Below are 20,497 nucleotides of genomic sequence, written 5' to 3' on the forward strand. Positions count from 1 at the left end.
CGCATCCGAAGCGAGAAAGGCATTCGCTGGGGCGGCAGACCGCTACCGGCCGCGGCCTGACCACCCAACCCGGCAAACCTTCCCGGTCACGGCACTAGGTACGTATTGGCCGGAGCGTCGGCGCAGCTGCCGCTCCCGTAGACAATGTGTCCTTCTCCGCCGGTCACCGTCACCATGCGGGAGCCTTCGAGCGCGTGGTGGAGGCCCTGGCCGCTGGCCAGCGGGGTCTGGGAGTCCCACTCGTTCTGCAGGATCAGGACCTTCGCCTCCTTGTTCATCGGTGTGGCCGGCTCCAGCGGCTTGTCCCAGAAGGCGCACGGTTTGATGTTGGAGGCGATGTCTCCGTATAGCGGGTAGTCCTTTTTGTCCCGGACCGCGTCCTTCGCGTACTGCTCGGGGCTGTCTGGCCAGGCGGTGTCCCCGCACAGCACGGGCCAGAACTGTCCGCCCCCTCCGCCCCACCCTGTGGGAGCGCCCGCGGTGTCGCCGTCCAGCAGCTTCTTCAGCTTGGCGGGGTCGGTGCCAGCGGGTATCGGCTTGCCGTCGGCCGCTGCTTTGAGCATGGTGAACATCTCGGAGAAGGACGAGGGGTAGAAGACCTGCCCCCGGGTGGCGCGGCGGATGTCATCTCCGGTGGTCTCCGAGGGCCAATAGCGGCTTTCGATCTTGATCGGCTCCTTGTCGGCGCGTGCCACCAGCGCCCAGAAGGTGTCGGACACCGCCTGGGGACTGTCGCCCAGCCCGAAGTCCGCGTTCCGCTCGGCCGCCCACTTCGTCCACCGGGTGAAGGCCGGTTCGCTCTCGGTCGCCCAGACCTGCTGCATGCCCCGCCAGATGCGTACCGGGTCGACGCCGCTGTCGAGGACGAAGCGGTCTGTCTGCTTGGGGAACATCTGCGAGTAGACCGCGCCCAGGTAGGTGCCGTACGACTTGCCCAGGTAGGAGATCTTCTTCTCGCCCAGCACCTCGCGGATGGTGTCCATGTCGCGCGCCGTGTTCCGGGTGGTGATGTAGGGAAATGCCTCGCCGGCGTTCTTACGGCACTCGTCGGCGACGGTTTTGGCCCGGGCCTTGTCGGAGTCGAAGGTCTCCGGCCGGTAGGGCTGATCGAAGTCGCCGCTACTGCAGGAGATCGGGCTGGACTTGCCGACGCCGCGTGGATCGAAGCCGATCAGATCGTACTGGTCACGGACGTCCTTGGGCAGCGAGTTCTCCGTGTAGAGCGGCCAGTCGAGCCCGGGCGCACCCGGACCACCCGGGTTGATGAGCAGCACCCCGCGCCGCTTGGCCGGATCTGCGCTCTTGATCCGGGATATGGCCAGATCGATCATGGGGCCGTTAGGCCGCTGATAGTCCAGCGGGACCTTGAGCGTGGCGCACTCGAGCGACTCCGGCTGATCAGGGCTGCACCTCTGCCATTCGGGCTTCTGATCCAGATACCGGCCCGCTGGTGCAGCGGTGGCCTGTTTGTGTCACAGATAACAGGGGCAGACTTGTCGCGATGAGTCCCGCGGTGACGAGCAGGGGCGCGAGGCGTTTCCGGCGCACAAAGATTTCCCTTTCGGAGGAGTCTCCCGGACCCGGACACTCTGCTGCCAGGTCGTATAGACCTACCTCAACGGCGCCTTACGGGAATGATGTGCGCTGGAGTCATGACATGACGGTCTTGCGCACTGGCCAGGTTGCAATATGCGGCTCATGTGGGGCAACAGCCGATCGTGCAGCTGCCGGGGTGGACGTCCGTCCTCCGATTGGCCGGGCAGCATCGAACGCCCCTCCGGTCCTGGCACTGCCAGGGATCAGTGGCGGCGATCATGACAGTGCCTGCGAAAGGCGACTGAACCGGCCGCACGTCTCGAACCCGAGGCGACGGTAGACGGGTTCACCGTCCGAGGACGCCTGCAGGACCGCAGCACGGCTGCCCAAGTCGTAGGCTGTGTGCAGCGCAGCCAGGGTGATCGCGCCGCCGTAGCCGCGTCGGCGCTCATCGGCGAGGGTCGCGATGTTGTAGATCCCAGCCACCCCGGCGTGCAGGAAGACCTCCGCCGAGCAGACCGCGCGACCGCTGACGTAGCCGACCAGGTACCGGGCGGGACATGAGGGCGCCAGCGCCCACTCGGCGGCGTCGGCGAAGAACTGGCACACAGTGACGGCCGGCGGATCCCAGTTCGCGGCCAGTACCGCTGCGTAGTCGGCAAGCTGATCGCGGGTCGTCACCGGGCGGATATCCAGTCCGACGACGTAGTGCTGCGGCGGCACGGCACGAAGGTCCTTCCACATGCCCACCTCGGTCTCGGACACGGGCAGGCCCGCACGCTCCAACTGCTGGGAGAGCTCGTGCGGGCTGGAGGTCGGGCCGACCCACCAGGAGAAGGGGCGCCCGGTCGCCGCCAGGTCCTGGACCGTTTCGGCGACGCGCGCGGCGGCGCTCTCCGCCGTGAAGCGCGCCACGGCGACAATGTTGAACGTATCGTCATCCAGACCGCTGTCGGCGATCAGCAGGTCATGCGTCTGCGTGACGGCAGCGCGCTCCATGTGCCGGTGCAGGTAGCAGGCGTGCTCGGCGAGATTCTGCTCCATCGCGGCGAGCAGATCCGCGGCGTCAGGCGCGGGACGGGTCCTGTCAGGCATGCGGATCACCGCCGGATGCTGCCTGTTCGAGGGCGTCCACGTCGCCGTCCATGAGGATGCGCACATGGCGGGTGACCTGTTCTGGCGGCCAGTTCCACCAGGCGATGCGCAGCAGCCGCTCGGTCTCGGCCGGCGTGTAGCGCATCTTGATCACGCGGGCGGGGTTGCCACCGGCGATGGCGTAGGTAGGAATGTCGGAGACGACAACGGAACCGGAGGCGATGACCGCGCCGTCGCCGATCGTCACGCCGGGCATAACGATGCTGTCGTAGCCGATCCACACGTCGTTGCCCACCACGGTGTCGCCACGGCTGGGAATGTCGGTGATCAGGTCCATCGCCCCGGCCCACCCGCCGCCGAAGATCGGGAACGGGTAGGTAGACACGCCGCTCATCCGGTGGTTGGCCTTGCTCATGATGAACCGCACCCCGGCGGCGAACGCGCAGTACCGGCCGATCAGCAGGCGCTCCGGCCCGTAGTGGTATAGCACGTTCTCCTGCTCGAAGGCCTTCCGCTCGCCCGGGTCGTCGTAGTAGCTGTACTCGCCCACCTCGGTGAACGGCGAGGTCACCAGCGGTCTGAGGAACACTGCCCGCGGATGGCCCGGCATCGGATGCAGACACATCGGATCCGGCGCCCCCGCCTCCACACCGTCATCCATGCCCATCCGTCCTTCCATGCCTGTCATGCGGAGCGGCCAGCGTAGACACACCCCGATGCGACTATCACCCTATTTTGTCCGCATCGGGCCGCCGTGTGGAGAATGAGGATCATGAACTACGGTGTGACGGCCCCAGCCCGGATTAGTCAGACGCTGCTTCCCGGCGGCCGGCGCTTGGCCTGGGCCGAGTGGGGGCCGGAGGACGGTACGGCGGTGCTGCTGTGCCCGGGAGCTGCGACCAGCCGCTCGCTCGGTTTCGCGGGCGACCTGGTCGACGAGCTCGGGATCCGGCTTGTCAGCGTGGACCGCCCTGGCCTGGGCGCCTCTGACCCCGACCCCGACCGGACCCTGTCGAGCTGGACGACCGACATCCGCCACCTCACGGAGGTCCGGAAGCTCGACGCGCCGATGGCGGTGGCCTTCTCCCAGGGCGCACCGTTCGCCCTCTCCCTGGCCGCGGACCGCGTCGTGAGCGCCGTGGCCGTGGTCTCCGGCAGCGACGAACTGGCCCACCCCTGCCTCAGCTCAATGTTGGAACCGCAGGTCAAGGCCATGGTGGACGCGGTCGCCTCCGGCCCCCAGCATGCGGCCGCGTCCTTCGCCGAGTTCGGCAGCCCCGACCGGCTGTGGGAACTGATCACGGCAACGGTCGGCGAGACGGACCGCGCCGTCTACACCGATCCCGTGTTCCAGCCCGCCTTGCAGCGCGCGATGCGGGAAGCCTTCGCCCAGGGACCGGACGGCTACGCCCGTGACACCGTGCTGGCCATGGGCCGCTGGCCCTTCGACGTCGAGCGCATCACCGTCCCGGCCGACCTCTGGTACGGGCAGCAGGACACCAGCCCGGTCCACTCACCCGACCGCGGCGCCACCCTGGCCCACCGCATCCCCACCGCCATCCTGCACCTGCTCCCCGACGCCGCGGGCAGCCTCCTGTGGACACACGCCGACACCGTCCTCCGTACCCTGCTCCGCAGCCGGGAGGCACACCGACCGTCGAGGACCGAAACCCCCGTCGAGCAGGTCTGAGCAGTGGCCGTGCCGCCTGAGGTCGTATCCGACACTGGTGTGGTGGATCAGCTTGAGCAGACCGTCGGACTCGTCCGCGACGTCGTGGGACCGGAGCTCCTGGGGACGTACCTCCACGGCTCCGCCGTGCTCGGGGGCCTCGCCCCGGCCAGCGACCTTGACGTCCTGGCCGTCACCCGGCGCAGTCTCGACGAGCCGACGCGGCGTGCGCTTACCCAGGGCCTGCTTGGATCGAACTCACCGTCGTCGTCCAGTCCCAGGTCCGCCCCTGGCGGTTCCCGCCGACCGGAGACTTCCTCTACGGCGAATGGCTGCGCGACGAACTCCAGACTGGCGAGCCGCCGCAGCCCGGCCCCATGCCGGACCTGGCCCTGGTCCTCACCGTAACTCTGTCAGGCAACCATCCCCTGACCGGGCCGCCTCCCGCCAAGCTCCTCGACCCGGTACCGCATGCCGACCTCGTCCGGGCGAGTGTCGCGGGCATCCCCGCACTCCTGGCCGAACTGGACGACGACACCCGCAACGTCCTGCTGACCCTCGCCCGCATCTGGACCACCCTCGCCACCGGCGAGATCAAGACCAAGGACGACGCCGCCAGCTGGGCCCTTGCCCACCTCCCTCCGGAACACCGCCCCGCCCTGGAACACGCACGGAAGCGGTACCTCACCTGCCACTACCAGGACGAGGTCTGGAGCGACAGGGTGAAGGCCCAGGTACGCCCGCTCATAGACGAGGTGCTCACCCGGATCGACCGCCTGCACCGACAGGGATGAGTACCCGGTCCCACGATAGGCAGATGGCGATCAGTGTCGGAATCGGCGAACGGCGCATCAGTAGATTCCGACATATGCTTTTCGGCTATGCGCGGGTCTCGACCGTCGACCAGAATCCAGATCACCAGCTCGACGCACTGCTGCGGCACGGGGGTAGAGCGGAACGACATCCATGTCGACACTGCGAGTGGCGCGAAGGCGTCCCGTCCGAAGCTCGACCTCGTGCTGCAGCTGCTGCGGCCCGGCGACACCCTGAAGATCACCCGGCTCGACCGGCTCTCCCGCTCCGTCCTCCACCTCGTCACCCTCGGCGCCGACCTGCGCGAGCGAGGCATCGGGCAGCACGTGATTGAGCAGGGCATCGACACCTCCACGGTGGAGGGCCGGGCCATGTTCGGAATGCTGTCGGTACTGGCAGAGCTCCAGCGCGAGCTCATGGTGGCGAACACGCTGGACGGCCTCGCCGCCGCGCGGGCGCGCGGGCGCAAGGGCGGCCGGCGACCCAGCCTCACCGAGGACCAGGCCGCGCTCGCCCAGCAGCTCTACGACGCGCGGGAGAAGACCGTTCAGCAGATCGCCGACCTGTTCGGGGCACCCCGTTCCACGGTCTACGGCCACCTCGACCGCGAGAAGACCGTGCCCCGGCAGCCCAAAGGCACCGCGCCTGCGAAGCCCTGACCGCTACCTTGCGGCTGGGGTCAGAGATAGGACTCCGGGGCCACCACCGACGACACGCTCCTCAGCCACGACGAGACACGGGCCGACGCGGAGCGACCACACCGGCCGGTCCGCATCGCGGCAGCAGCTGCTCCCCGTCAGCCACGGCCGGTGGTGCGATCGCCTCACGCGCCTGCATGCGTGACGGCAGGGGTACGGTCCGGGCCACGACGAACCGGGGCGGCCGCCGACCGGGTCGCCACCGACCCCCCTCCCTCCGCCGCCGGCGTCTTTTCCAACCCACAAGCAGCTGCAGCCGCGCGCGCGGCAGGCCACGGAGGCTTACGGAGATTGGGCGCCCCAACGGACGGGCTGCAGCCGCTGTTCGACGGCCAGCTCCGCGGTAACAGTCCGCGCGGCGGCGCTCAACTGTTACCGGGTCTGACCTTGGGCGGTTTCAGAAATCGACCCTCGCATGAGGGCCGGATTTTAGAAGTCGGCGGGGCTCGGGGCGGGGCCGAGCGGGCGCCGGCCGGACGGTGCCGACGCGGGAATCTGCTGCGGGAGACGGGTGTCTGTGGCCTCGGCGGCGGCCGCACGCTCGACTGCGGTCCGGCGCTCGGTGCGGGCCTGCTCCTCCAGGACGGGGCGGGGTCCAGTGCCGAGGAGGCGGCGGGGGTTGCTCACCGGGGAAGTCTCGCACCTGCAGTGCTCGGCCTCGGGGCGGGGCCTGGCCAGCGCCACGACGTGCTGAGCGGGGCGGGGCGTCGCAGGCTGGGGGCATGGCCCCTGACCTGCGTGTGATCGTGTACCCACCGGATGCGGCGTCGGGGAACAACGGAACAGCCGTTAGCGCTAAGCAGATGATCTTTAGGTGGCGGAGTATCCCTGTGGGACGCGGACGTAGGCGATCGAGCTAGGGCTTGGGAAGGAGTGGTTCCTGGTCCGGGCCCTGGTCACCACCTCCGGGGCTGCTGAAATCCGCCGATGGACCGACGCCACTCATTGGTGGCGTCGCGCCTCTTGAGCACGTCCAGGACGACAGGGCCCACCTGTTTGTCGAATGCGCCGTCCCGGAGCACTACTCGGTGGCAGACCAGGTTGCTGCTGTCCTCCTTGAAGTCCTTCCACTTGCCGCTGTCGTAGCGCTTGGAGGGCCGGTGCACGTCGAGGAGCTGGAAGGCTTCGAGCGGTTTGTGCGTCTCGTAGGTGTCGCGGCCGAGGCCGTAGAAGCCGTGGCGCACGTTGCTCAGCACGTACCCGACTGTGATGGGCGCTCCGCCCTCGGGAGTCACGTGCGTGGCGTCAAACTTCATAATGTCGAACCACATCAGCAGGGCTGCGATCTCGCTGTTGGTGAGCGCGTGGATCCAGCCGTTGGTGAAGAACCCGATGGGGATCTCAAGGAAGCTTTCGTCATCAGCCGGCACAGCGTACGGAATGCTCGCGGCACCCGTGTCCTTGCTCTTCCCGTTCTCGCACAGGAGCAGGACACCGCGGCGGACCTGCCCCTTCACCCCGGTCGCCGACTTGACCAGCCCCATCTCCTCAAGCGTCTTCATCGCCTGGGTGATCTGCCGGAGCTTGTTCGTGCGGACCGAGGACGCCTGGACGCCGGGTCCGGCGTAATTGGCGACGGTCGCCACCAGTCCCTCCCAGGAGTCGGTCGTCCGGGCGTCCGGCTCGATCGGATACGGCCGAGGCCACTCCTTGCCGACAGGCGCCTCGCACTGCGCCGCGAACAGCATCAGGAGGTACAGCTTCAGGGCGAGCCCCTTCGGCGTGATCATCTGGGCGGAGAGTGGGCGCTCGGACCGGGGCAGCGGCTTCCTCTCGTCCTCAACGGTCCCGCCGAACTTCTCCAGCCGCACGAAGGACCGCCGAACGCGCACGACCTGAGGCTTCCTGCCCTGCTCGTAGATCTCGCGCGCTTTCTTGATGACATCGGGGAGCTCGTTCCCAAGCATGGTCTCCAGCTGCCCCATGCGGACTTCGACCTTCGCGTCACGCTCCTGCGCCACAGGTTCTCCAAAAAAGGTATAGCGGTCTCACCGCTACTGATTGATCCGTATGGCGTCGCTATCCAGTTCCAATGTCAGCTTCAACTCAATTATCTGAGACTCGACGCCATGCGGATCAATCCGTCAACAAGTATATCTCAGAGCCTGTCAAGCCCGCCGCACCATGGATCTCACGAGCTGGAACCCCAGCCGTTTTGAGGTCCCACAGGCCCAGGGCAGACAGCCGGCAAGCAGAACTGCCCTGGTGCCTGTACGCACAGGAAAGAGGTACTTCCCTGACTACCGACGGTACCCCCGTAGATCCGGCAGAGCACCCGCCCCTTGTCTCCGTGAGCAGGAGGCGTAGCGAGGGAGCACTTGCCTGGTGCCAGTTCGGATTCTCCGTTCTCTGTGTTGGTTCCGGGGTCGCCCTTTGCTTCACCGGGTTCCCCTTCGTCGGCGGCCCGCTCATCACCGCCGGTACGTGCCTTCACGTCAAGGTCGAGATCAACCCGCGCTGACGCCATACAGTTGATCTTGAGGTGGGGAGGCCCCCGGCGATGCCGGGGGCCTCCCGCCACTCGCGCAGGCCGACGCCGACATCGGGGCCCTTCGTACGGTGCGGCAGCAGCGGGCTCACGAGTCCTCCCCTTCGTGTCGGGCCTGCGCCAGCAGCGCCGCAACGACGTCGTTCGTCCCGTCCTCGGTCTGTTCGACGAGCGTGGCCGTCACCTCGTCGGTGGCGCCGCCGAGGGCCTGCCGGGTAAGGCGGTCCATCAGCTCGAGGTCGGTGCCACTGCTAGGGCCGGTGAGGTCCACCCGGGTCGGACGGCGCGGGGCGATAATCTCCGGCCCAGCCGGCGCCTCGGACGCCTCGGCGTCGGCGAGCGCGCGGTAGACGGAGGCGACCGAGGGGTGCTGACCCGCGTTCTTGCCGGTCTTGATGGTCAGCTTCTTCGCGATCTCCGGGACGGGAACGCCGCGGTCCTTCAGTGCGCGGGCGAACAGGAGCATGTCGTCGTCGATGACCTTCGGCCGCCCGCCGTGGTTCCCCTTCGCGGCGGCCGCGACCTGGCCTTCCAGCGTCTTCTCGCGGATGTAGTTGCGCTCGATCTGGGCGGCGGCGGCCAGGACGGCGAAGAACATCGCGCCCATGCCGTTGGGGTCGTAGATGCCGTTGAGCGGGCCGGTGAGAAGTTCGAGCTGGACGCCGGCGGCCTGGAGCTGGCCGGACAGCGTCATCAGCTCGGCGGCGTTGCGGGCCAGGCGCTTGAGCTCGTGGACGGTGAGGATGACCTCCTGGTCAGGGGCGGCCTCCTTGATGTCGTACGCCAGCTTCAGCGCCTCTTCCAGCTTCGGCCGGGTTTTCACCCGCGTGGAGATCTTCTCGTGGAAGATCCGCTTGCAGAGCGGTTCGAGCGCGTCGAGCTGGCTCTGCAATTCCTGCTGGGCGGTCGAGCAGCGGGCGTAGCCGATCCGGATCGGCTTGGCCGCCGCGGCGGCCGGCGCGGCCTCGACGGGCGGGCCCGGCCTCCACGGCCGCCCCGGACCGCGGTCTTCGGGCACGAGGACGTCGAGTTCCTCGCGGAGCGCGGGCACGAGGATGAAGCGGGCGGTGTGGTACTTCGTCGCGGCCTTCCGGCCGCGGGTGCGGCAGGGACTGCCCGCGGGGGCTTCACACTTCGGACATTCGTTTCGTTCTACCGCGTTTGCGGCTTGATCGGGCGTCAGGTCCACCCCGGCAGTCTGTCAGAACTGCCTCACACAACACTCGTGTTTTGAGAGGACTTCTGCGAACGGCGACCTGCGGATTTGTGATCGCTCCGGGGTGTCTCGCAGAACTCTCGCAACTGGTCATTTATGAGATCACTGTCCGCAATCGCCGTCACGCACAGCTACATGTGACTGCCGTGATGTTGTTTCTCCTGTCCGGGGTAGTCGCTGAGGTAGGAGAGCGTCGATCTTGGCGTGATCCCGACCTGCGGAGCGTGCTTCGCATGACGGATTGGACATCTGCCATGACCACTGCGAACCCGGCTGGCACCCCTGGCCGCCGCGACAGCGGCACAGGCGTTTCCGGACACGGCCCACGCCGCTTGTCGACCGAGACGAAGTCGGCCCTGAAGACGACGGAGTTCTTCGTCTACATCGCCTCCGTGATCGCGGTCCTGATCGCCTCTATCGTGGTGGGCACCGAAGACAACCACGCCGACTACTTCCGTGCCGACAAAGCCTGGCTGTACATCGTGATCCTCACCTTCGGCTACATGATCAGCCGTGGGCTGGCCAAGTCGGGAAGCCGTGATCACTACGACGGCTCCTGACGCGGCATGCCGGATCTGCGCAAGCGCCCGTCCTGATGGGCGGCGGTCCGCGAACGGGTGATCCCAGGAGCGCCGCGGTCTTCACCCGCCCGCGCAGGGAAGCGCTCATCGTGTGAGGCGGGCGTGCTGTCCGCTGCTACGGGCGTCTCACAGCGAGCCGCCCCCGACCGGCCACCAGGCCGGGCAGGGGCGGCGCAAAGCCAGACGGCGGCTCCGGTAGGGCGGGGCCGGCCGTCAGTCCTTGGCGATGGCCATGCCGAGGAAGATCCCAACCAGCAGTGCCACACTGCCGGTGGCCATCACGGCCCACGTCCCGGTCTGCGCCGCGGTGAACGTCGAGGTCATCCCCGCCTGCGCCGCCGCCTGAGTGGACTGCGCTCCGGCCATGGCCGCCTCCTGGACGGCCAACCCCGTCTCCAGCTTCTGGATCTTGCTCTCCAGCTCCGACTGCTCCATCGTGCGGTTCCTCTCTGACGTGTGCCGGGCTGATTCCGGCATCACCGTCCATCGGTTCCCCACCTGCCATGCACAGCCGCGCTGGCCGCCTGCGGAGCACCCGTTTGCCGATGGCCGTCCCTACCAAGGACCGTCAAGTGTTTAGAGCTAACGGCTGTACCGATGTTCCCCAAGGCCGGAATCCCCCTGGAGGACGGCTGTCCGGGCGTCGGTGTTCAGGAGGTGGAGGCGAGGAAGTCGCGCACGGCGGGGATGGTGCGGCGTGAGCTGAGCTGGGTGCGGAGGTCCTTGAGGGTGCTGGTGCCGCGTGCGGAGGTGACTCCGCCCATGTGTTCCACGGCCTGGTTGGCGCTGTGGAGGGCGGCGTCGATGTCGTTGAGGGCGAGTTGGGCTTCGGCTTCGCGGGCGAGGTAGATGGCCGCGCCCCGTGGGAAGGCGGCATCGTCGTACGCATCGCTGTCCCTGGTGGCGGCCGCGGCGCGGAAGTGGGTCAGGGCCTGAGCGGGGTTGGAGAGGTTGAGTGCGCTGGAGCCGGCGAGCTGGTGGAGCTCGCCGCGGTTGACCCAGTAGGGGTCCAGATCTGGCGACCTCGCGTAATCGAGAGTCGCGTATTCCTATCGTGGTGAGGTCTCGCGGTCACCGTGAGTGGTCACCGGGGGCATAGTGCTGCCAGGTCCCTCCGGCCTCGGCGGCAAGTTGGGCAGTGGTGTCATCGTGGTAGCCGAGCATGCGGGCGATGACCGGAGCCGGGGCCTGGAGAACGAGGTGACGGATCGCCGCCGTGCGTCCCCGCTGGGTCGGGAAACCCAGGCGCCGAAGCCGGAGTTCCAGAGTTTCTGGGGCCATGGGCTGTCCGGCCCGGCGGCCAGGGAAGAGCCACCGGGCATTGGGGTTGGTGGCGGTCATGGTGTTCGGCCGTTGGCCGAGGTAGTTCAGCAGCATCTCGGCAAAGGGAGCGAGGACGGGGGACGGCGGGTCGCCGAGCCGGACGTAGATTTCGCCGTCCTTGTGCTCGACGTCGTCGGTGGTGAGCTGGACGATCCTGGTGAGTGGCTGCGCGTAGAGGAGGACGAGCACGGCGGCGACGCGGTCGTGGAGTGGGACGTCATCGAGATTCGTGAGCTGTCGAAGCAGCGCGAGCCGCTGGTGCTGGGCGAGTGGGGCGGGGTTGCTCGTGGAGCGGTGCGGGACGGTGGCCTTCGGCATGTTTTTGGAGCGTATGGCCCAGCATAGGAAGGTGTGGGTGAGGCGCCGGGCGATGTAGTTGCCCGCGTACCAGGCGTCGACGTCGGCTTGGGTGCACTCGGCGAGGGTGCGTCCGCGTTGGTTGAGGTGGTCGAGGAAGGCGGTCGCGAGGCGGAGTTCGCCGCGGGCCTGCTGGACCTGTTTCCCGGTGAGCGGGCCGCGGCCGGCCAGGGTGTTCAGCCGGTGCTGGATATGCCAGGTGGCGAAGATTTCCAACAGCCGGCGGTGCTCGGGGTTGCTGACGGCAGGGAGCTTCTCCGCGAGTGTGCGCTGGAAGAACAGCAGCTGTCGGTCGGCCGGGGGCAGGATGTCGGCCTGGACGAGCAGATCGCGCAGGTAGGCGACCGAGCGCCACGGGGTGAGCCGGCTCAGCCCCTCGTGGGTCAGCGGGGCTTCACCGCGGGCCAGGATCTGCAGGTTGCGCCGGACGTGCGAGTAGCCGAGCCACGTCAGAATGCTTTTGGGCCGGTTGGCCTGGCGGAGGGTGACGAACAACGGCACGAGCTGTGGGTTCACGTGGCCCGTGCCGTCGTCCAGCAAAGGGCGGAGACGTTCGGCGACGACGCAGCGTCCGCAGACGCCGCGGCGGTAGCGGCGGGCTTCGGCGCCGCAGAGGAGACAGGTGAAGTCGCCCAGACCTCCGGCGCAGTCGGTGCAGAGCTTGCCGCCGTGGGCGTCGAGGCCCGGGGTGAGCCGCTCGGTGTCGCAGCCGGTGCAGGTGCCGTAGGTCTCCAGCGCATGGTCGTAGCAACGTGCGCAGAGGTAGCCCTCGGGCCAGTGGTGGGCGCCGAGGCGGACGGTCCGGTGGCATCGTGCGCAGAACAAGTCCTCGGCTCGGACACGGGTCCGGCTCATCCCTCGGGCCGGATGCGGGCGCGCTCGGGCCGGACTGCCGCAAGGTCGACCACAGCGTCACCGGTGGCGACCTTGCGGACGGCGGCGTTCCTGGCCGTGGGCGGTGCCCGGGCCGCCCGGGAAGACGGGCCGCTGGCGGCCAGCCGGTTCGGCGCGCATCTTCCTGAAGGACCAGGAGCGCAGACAGGGGGCCCCTGCGGGTCCCAGCAGTCCCGTTGGCCCCGTACGGTTCACCGCGTTCGAGATCCAACGCCTGCTCGTCCCCCGGACGCCCTCCACCCCCATCAACCGAGGACCGAACTACAGCGGACCCACCGATCTCCAACTGAAGGGTCGGTGGAACGAAGTTCAGGTGCATGTGGGGCCAGTCAGAGGAGGTGCCCACACAGGTCAGGTGCCCAGGATAGGACGGTACGTCATCTTTATGGCATCCGTGACATGAAAGGAACAGATATGCAGTGCCCCGCGGGGGCTCTAAAACAGCCGTTCAGCGGAGACAAGGCTGCAGGACCTGCACGCGAGTCCCGCTTTGGCCAGCGGCTCCGCGATAGCGGCCGATACGAAGGCGGCCGCTGCCTCAAGCCTCGTTACCGCTGGGCAGCGAGCAGCCCTCCGGCCACTGCATTCGAGATCGGCAAGGTCGCCGTCGGGGACGTCAACGGTGCGGCCAGCGGGCAGACCAACGGACAGTCCGGAGAACCCCCCGATCGACTGAAGATATCATATCGTTCGAACATTACTCTAAATCAAAATAATCGCAGAATGGCAATGCTGACATCCTGCGATTCAGCCAATTTTGCCATTCCTCGATCAGGATGCTGCTATGAATATATTCACTAACAAGACGCTCCCGCTCCGCTTGATGGCCGCAGCCGTAGCTGCCAGCGCAGTCAGCTCCATCGGAGTTGGAGTCGCGGCCGCGGCGGAACCCGATGAGCGCACGAGAGTTAGCAGCGGGCTGACCCCCGTCAGCAGCTCCGGATGGAAATCCACCGAAATCCCGTTCTTCCAGTTTGCGGGCGATGTTGCTATGTCTTCTGATGGCGAGCGCGCTTTCGTGGGACATTGGTACGGCCTTGATATCGTAGACACGGCCAGTAGTAAAGTTGTCGACACTTTCGATTCTGTCAAGCCGGGATCGGGACAGCTGGCCGTTTCATCTGACGGCAAGAAGCTCTATTCCATCCAGCAGCCTGAATATGATGTGGCCGCATCCGAAATTGCAGTGATCGACCCCATGGCAGGCACCCGGATGGGCGACATTCCGCTTGGTGCGGGAGTCCGGCCAATTTCTATCGCACTTTCCCCCGATGGAAGTAAGCTCTATGTCGCTACCCGTGGCGAAGGCCCGACAAAAATCAAGGTAGTCAACACCGCCACCAATGAAATCAGAAATATCGATCTAGGTAATCCGAATATGCCTGCAGGCTGCGATCTCTCGATCTCACCCGACGGAAGTCGTCTCTATATTCATGGCGGAAGTGAGGTCCTGGCCGTTGACACCTCCTCCGGCGACTTGCACACCATGGGCACGGTAGCGTCAGCCAGAGCCAGCATAAAGACATCTGCAGATGGAAGCTATGTTTACGTTTCCGGTAATGTCGGCGACACATCCTATGGGGTTCAGGTGATCGCCGCAGATTCCGGCAAGGTTGCCGCAACCATCGACACCCCCGCGACCGTATCAGACATGGCAATGAGCGCGGACGGTAAAACTCTATTCGCCACCATGGACAACGGGGCCGTGCTGGAAATCGACACCAATAACCACAGCGTCCGGGACACCCTTGAGACCGGCGGTAATGCCGTCCGCTCCCGGGCAGGCACAGCAGTCACTCCTGATGGCAATCGCCTTTTTGTAGCTAACAGCAGACTGGAATCGGACATGGTGACGTCCTTTGCTCGCACCTGAGGTTTTCAGGCTGCACTCTTAGTACTGCAATCACAGTTGTATGTGGTTGAGTTGGTGTATGGCTGAGCTCGGGGTGGGGTTGGTTGAGGAGTGGGACAGGGGGCATTGTCAGGTCGAGGGGGGTGTCGCTCGGTGGCATGACGCTCGGCCGTCAGGCGGGCCTCCGTGGGCTTTGGAGGAGATACGCCCGAAGGGCGCCCCCGCGGGGGCGCCCTTCGGGCGTATCTCCTCCAAAGCCCTTCTTCACCGTAGCTGGCCAGTGCTGCAGTATCTCCGTCAGCCGTGACTGGATGACGTCTACAGGCCGATGCCGTAGAGCGGGTTCAGTTCCTCGTCGAATGCGCCGGCCCGGTCGTGGTATCCGGCGAACGCTCGGCTCCCGTCTGCCCATCCCCCGTGGCGAGCGGCCTCCAATGGGTCCTTCTTGGCGTGGCGGGTGGCCTCGGCGTAGCCGCGGCGCAGGGCGTGGCCGGTCCAGCGGGCGGTGCCGTCGGGCAGGACGTGGTCGGGGCGGCCGGTCAGGCCGGCGCGGGCGGCGGCGCGGGTGACGATCTCGGCTACGCCTTCGGGGGTCATGCGGCCGGTGGGGTCGCCGATCGGCTCGCCGTGGCGGTGCATGGGGGGGTTGATGCGGTCGTGGCGGTCGATGCGGACCAGCAGGGGTCCGGTGGGGGTGTGGCCGCGGTCGAGCAGGGCTTCGCGGTAGGCCTGTAGCGCGCGGACGGGGCAGGTGGAGGGGTAGCTGCCGTAGGGGACGCCGAGGGGTTGGTCGCCGGTGACCTTGGGCCGGTAGAGGTCGTAGAGCAGGCCCTGGTCGTCGTCGGCCTCGGTGATGTCCTCCCAGGAGAGCAGTGCGGCCTCGCTCGAACGCGCGGCGAGGGCGAACCCGGTGGTCAGGGCCACCGTGTCGCGCAGACCCCGGACGGTGGTGGTGTCGGTGGCCGCGACCAGCCGGCGCAGCACCCGCGGGGTGGCTGCGGCGGCCTTGCGTACTCGGCCGCAGGGGTCCTTGGCGCGTTTCAGTTGGTCGGTGTAGCCCCTGAGGACCAGGCGGGCTCCGGTCTGGTCGGGCGGGGTGTGGCCGGTGGTGCGGTGGGCGACGGCAACGGCGGCCAGGGCGCGGTCGATGGTGGCGGGCTTGTACGGCTGGCCGGTGCGGGGGCGGGGGGTGAGGGTGCACCAGGTCGCGTACTCGGTCAGGGTCTCCGCGGTCGCGGGCATCGGGCAGTGCCCGGTGGACGTCGCCCACTGCTCGAACCGGGCCCAGTCTCCGGAGTAGCCGCGCCGGGTCTCGTACGGCACGCCTTTGGCCATCGCGGACCGGGCCGCGGGGGTGAGTTCCTGACGCGGGCCGGGCACCGCACGCGCGGCGGGCGGTGCGAGCGTGCCGGCGAGTGCGGCGCCGGTGGCAGTCCCGGCGGGTCCTCTGCGCGCTACAGCCCCCACCTGATCCTCCGCTTCATCGGTCCGGCCCCGATTCTCCCCCATGGCATCGGCCTGCAGGCGGCCGTGCGGGAGCAGGCCTCGCCCGCCCGGTGGGCGGGGCCTGCTCCCGGCGGATGGGGCGTTTTAGGTCCACTCGCGCCGGTGGTTGCAGAAGCCGCAGGTGGAGGGGCTCGAAAGGGGGTTGTCTGCGCCGCAGTGCTGGCAGCTCCAGGTGTCGTGTGCGGGGTGCTGGGCGAGGAAGGTCCGGGCGGCGGCCGCGGCGGTGTCGCTGGTGGCGTGGTCGGGGTCGCTGATGTGCTGGGTGCCGTCGGCGGCGATGGCGGTGTACAGCCACGTGTCGGCCGCCGGCTGGTGGAGGGCGGCGGCGGTTCCGCCGGCGTGCTGGACGGCGACGGGCGGCTGGGGGAGGTCGGCGCGGGCGGGCAGGGAGTCGGGCCACTTCTGGCGGGCGGACTGGCGGGTGATGCCCCAGGCCTCGCCGATGCGGGTGTAGCTGGCGCCCTGGTGGCCGGCCATCTTCGCGGCGCGGGCGGCCTGGTCCTCGACGGCGGCCTGTACCTGGCGGAGCGCGTAGAGCAGGGCCAGCTGGTAGTCGCCGGACAGCACTACGCGGTCGGGTGCCTCCTCGCCGGCGGCGCGGTGGGAGCGGGCCCGCTCGGAGATCTGCCACGCGAGGGCGTCGGCGGCCTCGGCGACGGCGTCCTGCAGGGCGATCACGTCGTCCTCGGACGGCTCGGTGTAGGCGGGGGTGCGCAGGGTGTTGATGTCGGCCCAGACGTTGGGCACTTCGGTCGTCTCCACGCCTGACAGTTTTCCCTGTCACTGATGGTCTGACAACCGTTCCTGTCGCTACGGCATATGACAGTTTCCCCTGCCCTCTCGCACCGCGGGCGGTGGGCCGGGCCCCCTAAATGCGGGCGCCCTCTGGCTCTTGTTAAGGCAAGTTATCAAGAGCCAGACAGATAGGGCCGCGGCCGCCACCCGCAAAGGAGGGACGGACACGGACGAGCCCGCCACCGTGGTGGCGGGTTCGTCGGCGTCGTGGGGTGGGTCGCTATGGTCCGGCGATCAGCCAGAGGATCAGGGCGGCGTCGAGGTCCTGGGAGTATCGGTACACGACACTGATCCCGCGGCCGCCGGTCTGCTCGGGCAGCAGCTCGACGACGTACGACTCCGAGCGGGGGTCGGCGTCCGGGAGGCCCCGGCCACGCTCGGGATCGTCTTCGAGCGCTCGGCGGACGGACTCGACGGCGGCCTGCTCGGCCCGGGCCAGCTCGGCGAGCACCTTCGCGGCGGTGTCGGAGTAGAAGGCGTGCGTCACCGGGCGCCGGCCTCCGTGAGCTTCTGCCGGAGCTCGTCCTCGACGTCTTCGGTCGTACGGGCAAGCGCGGCCATGCCCTGCGCGTCGTACCGGAGCAGGACCCGGTGTCGGTACGCCTGGGTGAGCTCGCGGACCTGGGTGAGGTCGTCGAGGTCGAGGGCATCGAGTTCCTCCTCGAACCGCTGGCGGTCGCCGGGGAAGCCCCACGTCGACAGTGCCTCGCGCAGTTCGGCGAGCGTGCCCATGGGCGGGTTGAAGCCGGGCCGGTCGGCCTGGTGGTCGGGCTGTGCGGTCACGGTGACCTCCTCGTCGCTCTGGTGTCGACGCTACTCGTCTTACCGCCCGGACGTCAGGCGGCGGGGGCTGGCGGGTAGTCCGGGTGGTGTTTCCACTCGTCGGCCATCTCGTACAGCTCCTACAGGACGCGCTCCGCCTCGGCGGTGTTATCGGCGGCCACGGCATTGGCGTGTTCCTTGTCGAGGTCGTGGGCCTTCCGCCAGGCGTGCACGTACGCCTCGTGGCCGTGGGGGTGCTGCTCGTTGCGCTGGTCGTCGAGGCGGTCGCGTACGAATTGGTAGATCTTTACGCCGGTCTGGAGGGTCACGGTTCGGGCTCCTTCGTCGGCCTCGTCCGGCCGGGCGCCGGGGGGTCACTCCCCTTATATAGGGGACGGCCCCGGCGGCGGGCAGCATCAGCCGGACGTCGCCCGCGCCGGCGGGCAGCAGCTGCTCGTCGAGGTCGCGGTGGACCGTACCGGCGTGGTCCTGGTGGTCACCCTTGGCCAAGGGCCTTGCGGGCCTTGCGCGCGGCCTTGTCGGCGCGGGCCATGGCCAGGGCGGCGCGGTGGGTGGCCTCTGCCGAGGAGAACGCGGGGCGCTCGATCCTCCGCTGGATCTCCTCCTGCTGCTCCTGGTGGACGTGCTCGGGCTCGCGGGTCCAGTCCCGCACCTCGAGCTGCTCGAACCGGTGCAGGCCCCAGCGCTCGCGCCGTTCGGCGCGCTCGGCCAGGCGCTGCTCAACCCGGGCGGCCTCGCGCTGCCGGTCCAGCTCCCGGGCCTGCTCGATCCGGGCCCGCATCCGGGCCTGCTGCTCGCACGTCGCCTCGTCCCACGCCTCGACATGCGCGGCGACCTTGACCTCGCGGCGGCGGCCGTAGCCGTGGGCGTCCTTCCGGGAGTTGATGAGCCTCCACAGGCGCCACGCGGCCAGGCGGCCCATGCTCTCGGCCTGGAACGTGATCTCGCCCCACTCGTTGCGCCGGACGATGTTGCTGGTGAGCAGCTCGACGAGCTCGGACTCGGTCGACCGGCGCAGGGCGATGGTCACCGTATGGTGCAGGTCAGACCAGGAATCTCCCGTGATCGAGCGGCTGAGCTCCTCCGGGGTGGCGGAAGGCAAGAACACCACCCCACGGCCGAGTTGGGCCCTCCACGAGTGCCACACGCGGCGCATGACGCTTCTGGCCACGGCGCTGACGTCGTCTCCGAACGCCACGACATCCTCGTAGGCCCCTGACCGCATCGGGCGGTGGTCAGCCGCTGGCGGGCTTGGCGCCCGCGCCGAAGGGTGAGATGTTCGCGACGGCGATGGATTTCGAACACGCGCGCTAGGCGGGAGAAGCTCACGGCGGAGCAGCTCGCGGCACTACGGCACCTCGGCATGAAATGGGTGAAGCGTACCGAGAGCGTACGAAGGACGGACCTAGCACGTACGAAGTGCGTACCTACCGCGCATGGAAACGGTGCGAGAGTGAAGCCCAGGCGCAGAACCACGAAGCAGGGCGGACCGGGGGCACGGCTAAGGCAACGGGGGCACCGAGCGGGCAGATCGGGTGAACGAGCCTGATGCGCAACCACCCCAAGGCCGGCGCCTGCCGCAGCAGGTCCACCATGACGAGTGCAACAAGACGCTGTACGAGGGGGCGGCACCTGCACCTGCGACCTCATCGAGCAGTACGGGCCTACCCTCCGAACGGGAGGACTCCTACTTAGACGGCCTCTGACCGCTCCCCCGCCGGCCCCCGGGCCCTTCGGATGCCCGTGTCGCGAGTTCGACTGCCTGAGCGCCACGGGCGCTCAGGCCTCACCAGCGGTGAGCAGCGGCAGCCCGGTCGCCGCATGCAGCCGGCGGGTGACTCGCTCGGCGGGGTGCGCGGGGAGAGGCACGGGGGTGAGCGGTGCCGCCAGATGATGGCGTGCGCGGGGCGGCGCAGGGGCCGGGGCTGTCGTTTGGCTCGGTCGCTCGCCGCTACCCCCGCCGGAAGCTCCGAGGCCGTCGGCCTGCTCCTCGGCCAGCCGCAACCGGACGCGGCCGGCAGGCAGCTCCCGGGCCACGGTCACGGTCCCGGCCTCGTCGCCGTATCCGGTCACAGTGACCGCGATACGCCGCCCCCGCGCCCTGTAGAGCTGGCTGTCCGCCTGCCACTGCGCCTCCGACCCACCCAGCCTGCCCCGGCAGGCGGGCGGGAGCCGCTGGGGGAGGCAAGTCAGGGTGAGGTACCCGGACTCGGGGTGTCGGCGGAGCCTGGTGCGGTTGTACTCGACTTCGATGCGAAAGACGTCGGCCCGGGCCGTGGCCCGGCTGTCCCACACGTGGGTGCCGATCTCCGCCTTGAGCAGGCCGGAGAAGCTCTCGGCCGCGGCGTTATCGTAATGGGGGTTTGTGGTGGGTGTGGGGATTCGGCAGCGGGCGGTGCGGGAGTACCGCGGGCAGATACCCTCGCCGGGGCGGCCGGGCGTCGCGTGGCGTGAGGACCGGGTCAGGTTCTGGCAGGCGATGGCGCGGGGGCTGAGTTCGGTGGATGCCGCAGCCGTGATCGAGGTCTCGCCTGCGGTGGGGTCGCGGTGGTTTCGTCATGCTGGCGGGGTGAATCCATGCCTGTCTCCGACCGTCTCCGGCCGCTACTTGTCGTTCGCCGAGCGGGAGGAGATCGCGCTGTTGCGTGCCCGCAACCTCGGGGTCCGTGCGATCGCACGGTGTCTGGGGCGCTCGCCCTCGACGATCTCGCGGGAGCTGCGGCGCAACGCCTCGACGCGGAGCTGCCACCTGGAGTACCGGGCTTCGCTGGCGCAGTGGCATGCCGAGCGAGGGGCCCAGCGGCCGAAGAAAGCGAAGCTGTGGCCCACGACCGCCTGCGCGAGTACGTCCAGGACCGGCTGGCCGGGACCATCGTCCACGCGGCCGACGG

Annotated in this window: 19 protein-coding genes and 2 pseudogenes; 6 read left to right on the plus strand and 15 right to left on the minus strand. The window is 68.4% G+C overall.

Translation table 11 applies throughout. The annotated features are described in order from the left end of the window. Positions 1–86: 86 nt before the first annotated feature. The 3 genes from IF89_RS0132035 to IF89_RS0132045 all read right to left on the minus strand — a co-directional run bounded on the left by IF89_RS0132035 (position 87) and on the right by IF89_RS0132045 (position 3,292). Positions 87–1,331, minus strand: a complete 1,245-nt coding sequence (locus IF89_RS0132035) for an alpha/beta fold hydrolase (RefSeq protein ID WP_051807937.1) — start codon at positions 1,329–1,331, stop codon at positions 87–89. Positions 1,332–1,812: 481 nt separating this feature from the next. Next, positions 1,813–2,580 carry a GNAT family N-acetyltransferase gene (locus tag IF89_RS0132040; protein ID WP_030775510.1) on the minus strand — a complete coding sequence of 256 codons (768 nt, stop codon included), beginning with the start codon at positions 2,578–2,580 and terminating at the stop codon, positions 1,813–1,815. A gap of 43 nt (positions 2,581–2,623) precedes the next feature. Further along, positions 2,624–3,292 carry a CatB-related O-acetyltransferase gene (locus IF89_RS0132045; protein WP_030775513.1) on the minus strand — a complete coding sequence of 223 codons (669 nt, stop codon included), beginning with the start codon at positions 3,290–3,292 and terminating at the stop codon, positions 2,624–2,626. Between the two features lie 213 nt (positions 3,293–3,505). Here IF89_RS0132045 and IF89_RS0132050 point away from each other — a divergent pair, with 213 nt between their 5' ends. From IF89_RS0132050 to IF89_RS38570, 3 genes and pseudogenes are all read left to right on the plus strand, one after another. Then, positions 3,506–4,321, plus strand: a complete 816-nt coding sequence (locus IF89_RS0132050; protein WP_234327947.1) for an alpha/beta fold hydrolase — start codon at positions 3,506–3,508, stop codon at positions 4,319–4,321. 42 nt (positions 4,322–4,363) lie between these two features. Beyond that, a pseudogene (locus tag IF89_RS38565) lies at positions 4,364–5,094 on the plus strand (aminoglycoside adenylyltransferase domain-containing protein). A 222-nt stretch (positions 5,095–5,316) separates the two neighbouring features. Then, positions 5,317–5,772, plus strand: a complete 456-nt coding sequence (locus IF89_RS38570) for a recombinase family protein (protein ID WP_420706988.1) — start codon at positions 5,317–5,319, stop codon at positions 5,770–5,772. A 468-nt stretch (positions 5,773–6,240) separates the two neighbouring features. Here IF89_RS38570 and IF89_RS0132065 read toward each other — a convergent pair whose 3' ends face one another. The 4 genes from IF89_RS0132065 to IF89_RS0132075 all read right to left on the minus strand — a co-directional run bounded on the left by IF89_RS0132065 (position 6,241) and on the right by IF89_RS0132075 (position 9,488). Further along, positions 6,241–6,438 (minus strand): hypothetical protein, encoded by a 198-nt coding sequence (locus tag IF89_RS0132065; protein WP_030775519.1) that lies wholly within the window; start codon positions 6,436–6,438, stop codon positions 6,241–6,243. Between the two features lie 269 nt (positions 6,439–6,707). Further along, positions 6,708–7,736, minus strand: a complete 1,029-nt coding sequence (locus IF89_RS0132070; RefSeq protein ID WP_051807945.1) for a hypothetical protein — start codon at positions 7,734–7,736, stop codon at positions 6,708–6,710. Positions 7,737–8,241: 505 nt separating this feature from the next. Then, positions 8,242–8,391 (minus strand): hypothetical protein, encoded by a 150-nt coding sequence (locus IF89_RS46235; protein ID WP_158717964.1) that lies wholly within the window; start codon positions 8,389–8,391, stop codon positions 8,242–8,244. Then, positions 8,388–9,488 (minus strand): recombinase family protein, encoded by a 1,101-nt coding sequence (locus tag IF89_RS0132075; RefSeq protein ID WP_030775524.1) that lies wholly within the window; start codon positions 9,486–9,488, stop codon positions 8,388–8,390. Before IF89_RS0132075 ends, IF89_RS46235 begins: the two co-directional genes overlap by 4 nt. A gap of 281 nt (positions 9,489–9,769) precedes the next feature. Here IF89_RS0132075 and IF89_RS0132080 point away from each other — a divergent pair, with 281 nt between their 5' ends. Next, on the plus strand, positions 9,770–10,075 hold the full coding sequence (locus tag IF89_RS0132080; RefSeq protein ID WP_030775527.1) for a hypothetical protein: 306 nt from the start codon (positions 9,770–9,772) through the stop codon (positions 10,073–10,075). A 234-nt stretch (positions 10,076–10,309) separates the two neighbouring features. Here IF89_RS0132080 and IF89_RS0132085 read toward each other — a convergent pair whose 3' ends face one another. Then, a complete protein-coding gene (locus IF89_RS0132085; RefSeq protein ID WP_030775530.1) occupies positions 10,310–10,531 on the minus strand; it encodes a hypothetical protein in 222 nt (73 codons plus the stop codon). A 636-nt stretch (positions 10,532–11,167) separates the two neighbouring features. Continuing rightward, complete coding sequence (locus IF89_RS0132100; RefSeq protein ID WP_234327950.1) at positions 11,168–12,601, minus strand: hypothetical protein; 1,434 nt, start codon at positions 12,599–12,601, stop codon at positions 11,168–11,170. Positions 12,602–13,454: 853 nt separating this feature from the next. Between IF89_RS0132100 and IF89_RS46240 the strand changes: the two genes are divergently transcribed. Then, on the plus strand, positions 13,455–14,543 hold the full coding sequence (locus IF89_RS46240; RefSeq protein ID WP_158717965.1) for a YncE family protein: 1,089 nt from the start codon (positions 13,455–13,457) through the stop codon (positions 14,541–14,543). Between the two features lie 297 nt (positions 14,544–14,840). Here the strand turns inward: IF89_RS46240 and IF89_RS0132105 are convergent, their stop codons facing one another. The 6 genes from IF89_RS0132105 to IF89_RS0132130 all read right to left on the minus strand — a co-directional run bounded on the left by IF89_RS0132105 (position 14,841) and on the right by IF89_RS0132130 (position 18,708). Beyond that, on the minus strand, positions 14,841–15,989 hold the full coding sequence (locus tag IF89_RS0132105) for an integrase (RefSeq protein WP_158717966.1): 1,149 nt from the start codon (positions 15,987–15,989) through the stop codon (positions 14,841–14,843). A gap of 123 nt (positions 15,990–16,112) precedes the next feature. Then, on the minus strand, positions 16,113–16,790 hold the full coding sequence (locus IF89_RS0132110; RefSeq protein ID WP_051807943.1) for a hypothetical protein: 678 nt from the start codon (positions 16,788–16,790) through the stop codon (positions 16,113–16,115). Between the two features lie 253 nt (positions 16,791–17,043). Continuing rightward, positions 17,044–17,310 (minus strand): hypothetical protein, encoded by a 267-nt coding sequence (locus IF89_RS0132115; protein WP_030775544.1) that lies wholly within the window; start codon positions 17,308–17,310, stop codon positions 17,044–17,046. After that, the gene (locus tag IF89_RS0132120; RefSeq protein WP_030775548.1) at positions 17,307–17,606 is read right to left on the minus strand and encodes a hypothetical protein; all 300 of its coding nucleotides are present in this window, start codon (positions 17,604–17,606) and stop codon (positions 17,307–17,309) included. The genes IF89_RS0132115 and IF89_RS0132120 overlap by 4 nt, the downstream gene beginning before the upstream one ends. Before the next feature lie 119 nt (positions 17,607–17,725). Continuing rightward, positions 17,726–17,914 (minus strand): hypothetical protein, encoded by a 189-nt coding sequence (locus IF89_RS38575; RefSeq protein ID WP_030775551.1) that lies wholly within the window; start codon positions 17,912–17,914, stop codon positions 17,726–17,728. Positions 17,915–18,081: 167 nt separating this feature from the next. Continuing rightward, positions 18,082–18,708 carry a hypothetical protein gene (locus IF89_RS0132130; RefSeq protein WP_158717967.1) on the minus strand — a complete coding sequence of 209 codons (627 nt, stop codon included), beginning with the start codon at positions 18,706–18,708 and terminating at the stop codon, positions 18,082–18,084. A gap of 1,266 nt (positions 18,709–19,974) precedes the next feature. Here IF89_RS0132130 and IF89_RS42685 point away from each other — a divergent pair. Beyond that, positions 19,975–20,497, plus strand: a pseudogene (locus IF89_RS42685) (transposase); the annotation flags it as partial.

This window comes from Streptomyces sp. NRRL F-2664, from assembly GCF_000719345.1.
Lineage (GTDB): Bacteria > Actinomycetota > Actinomycetes > Streptomycetales > Streptomycetaceae > Streptomyces.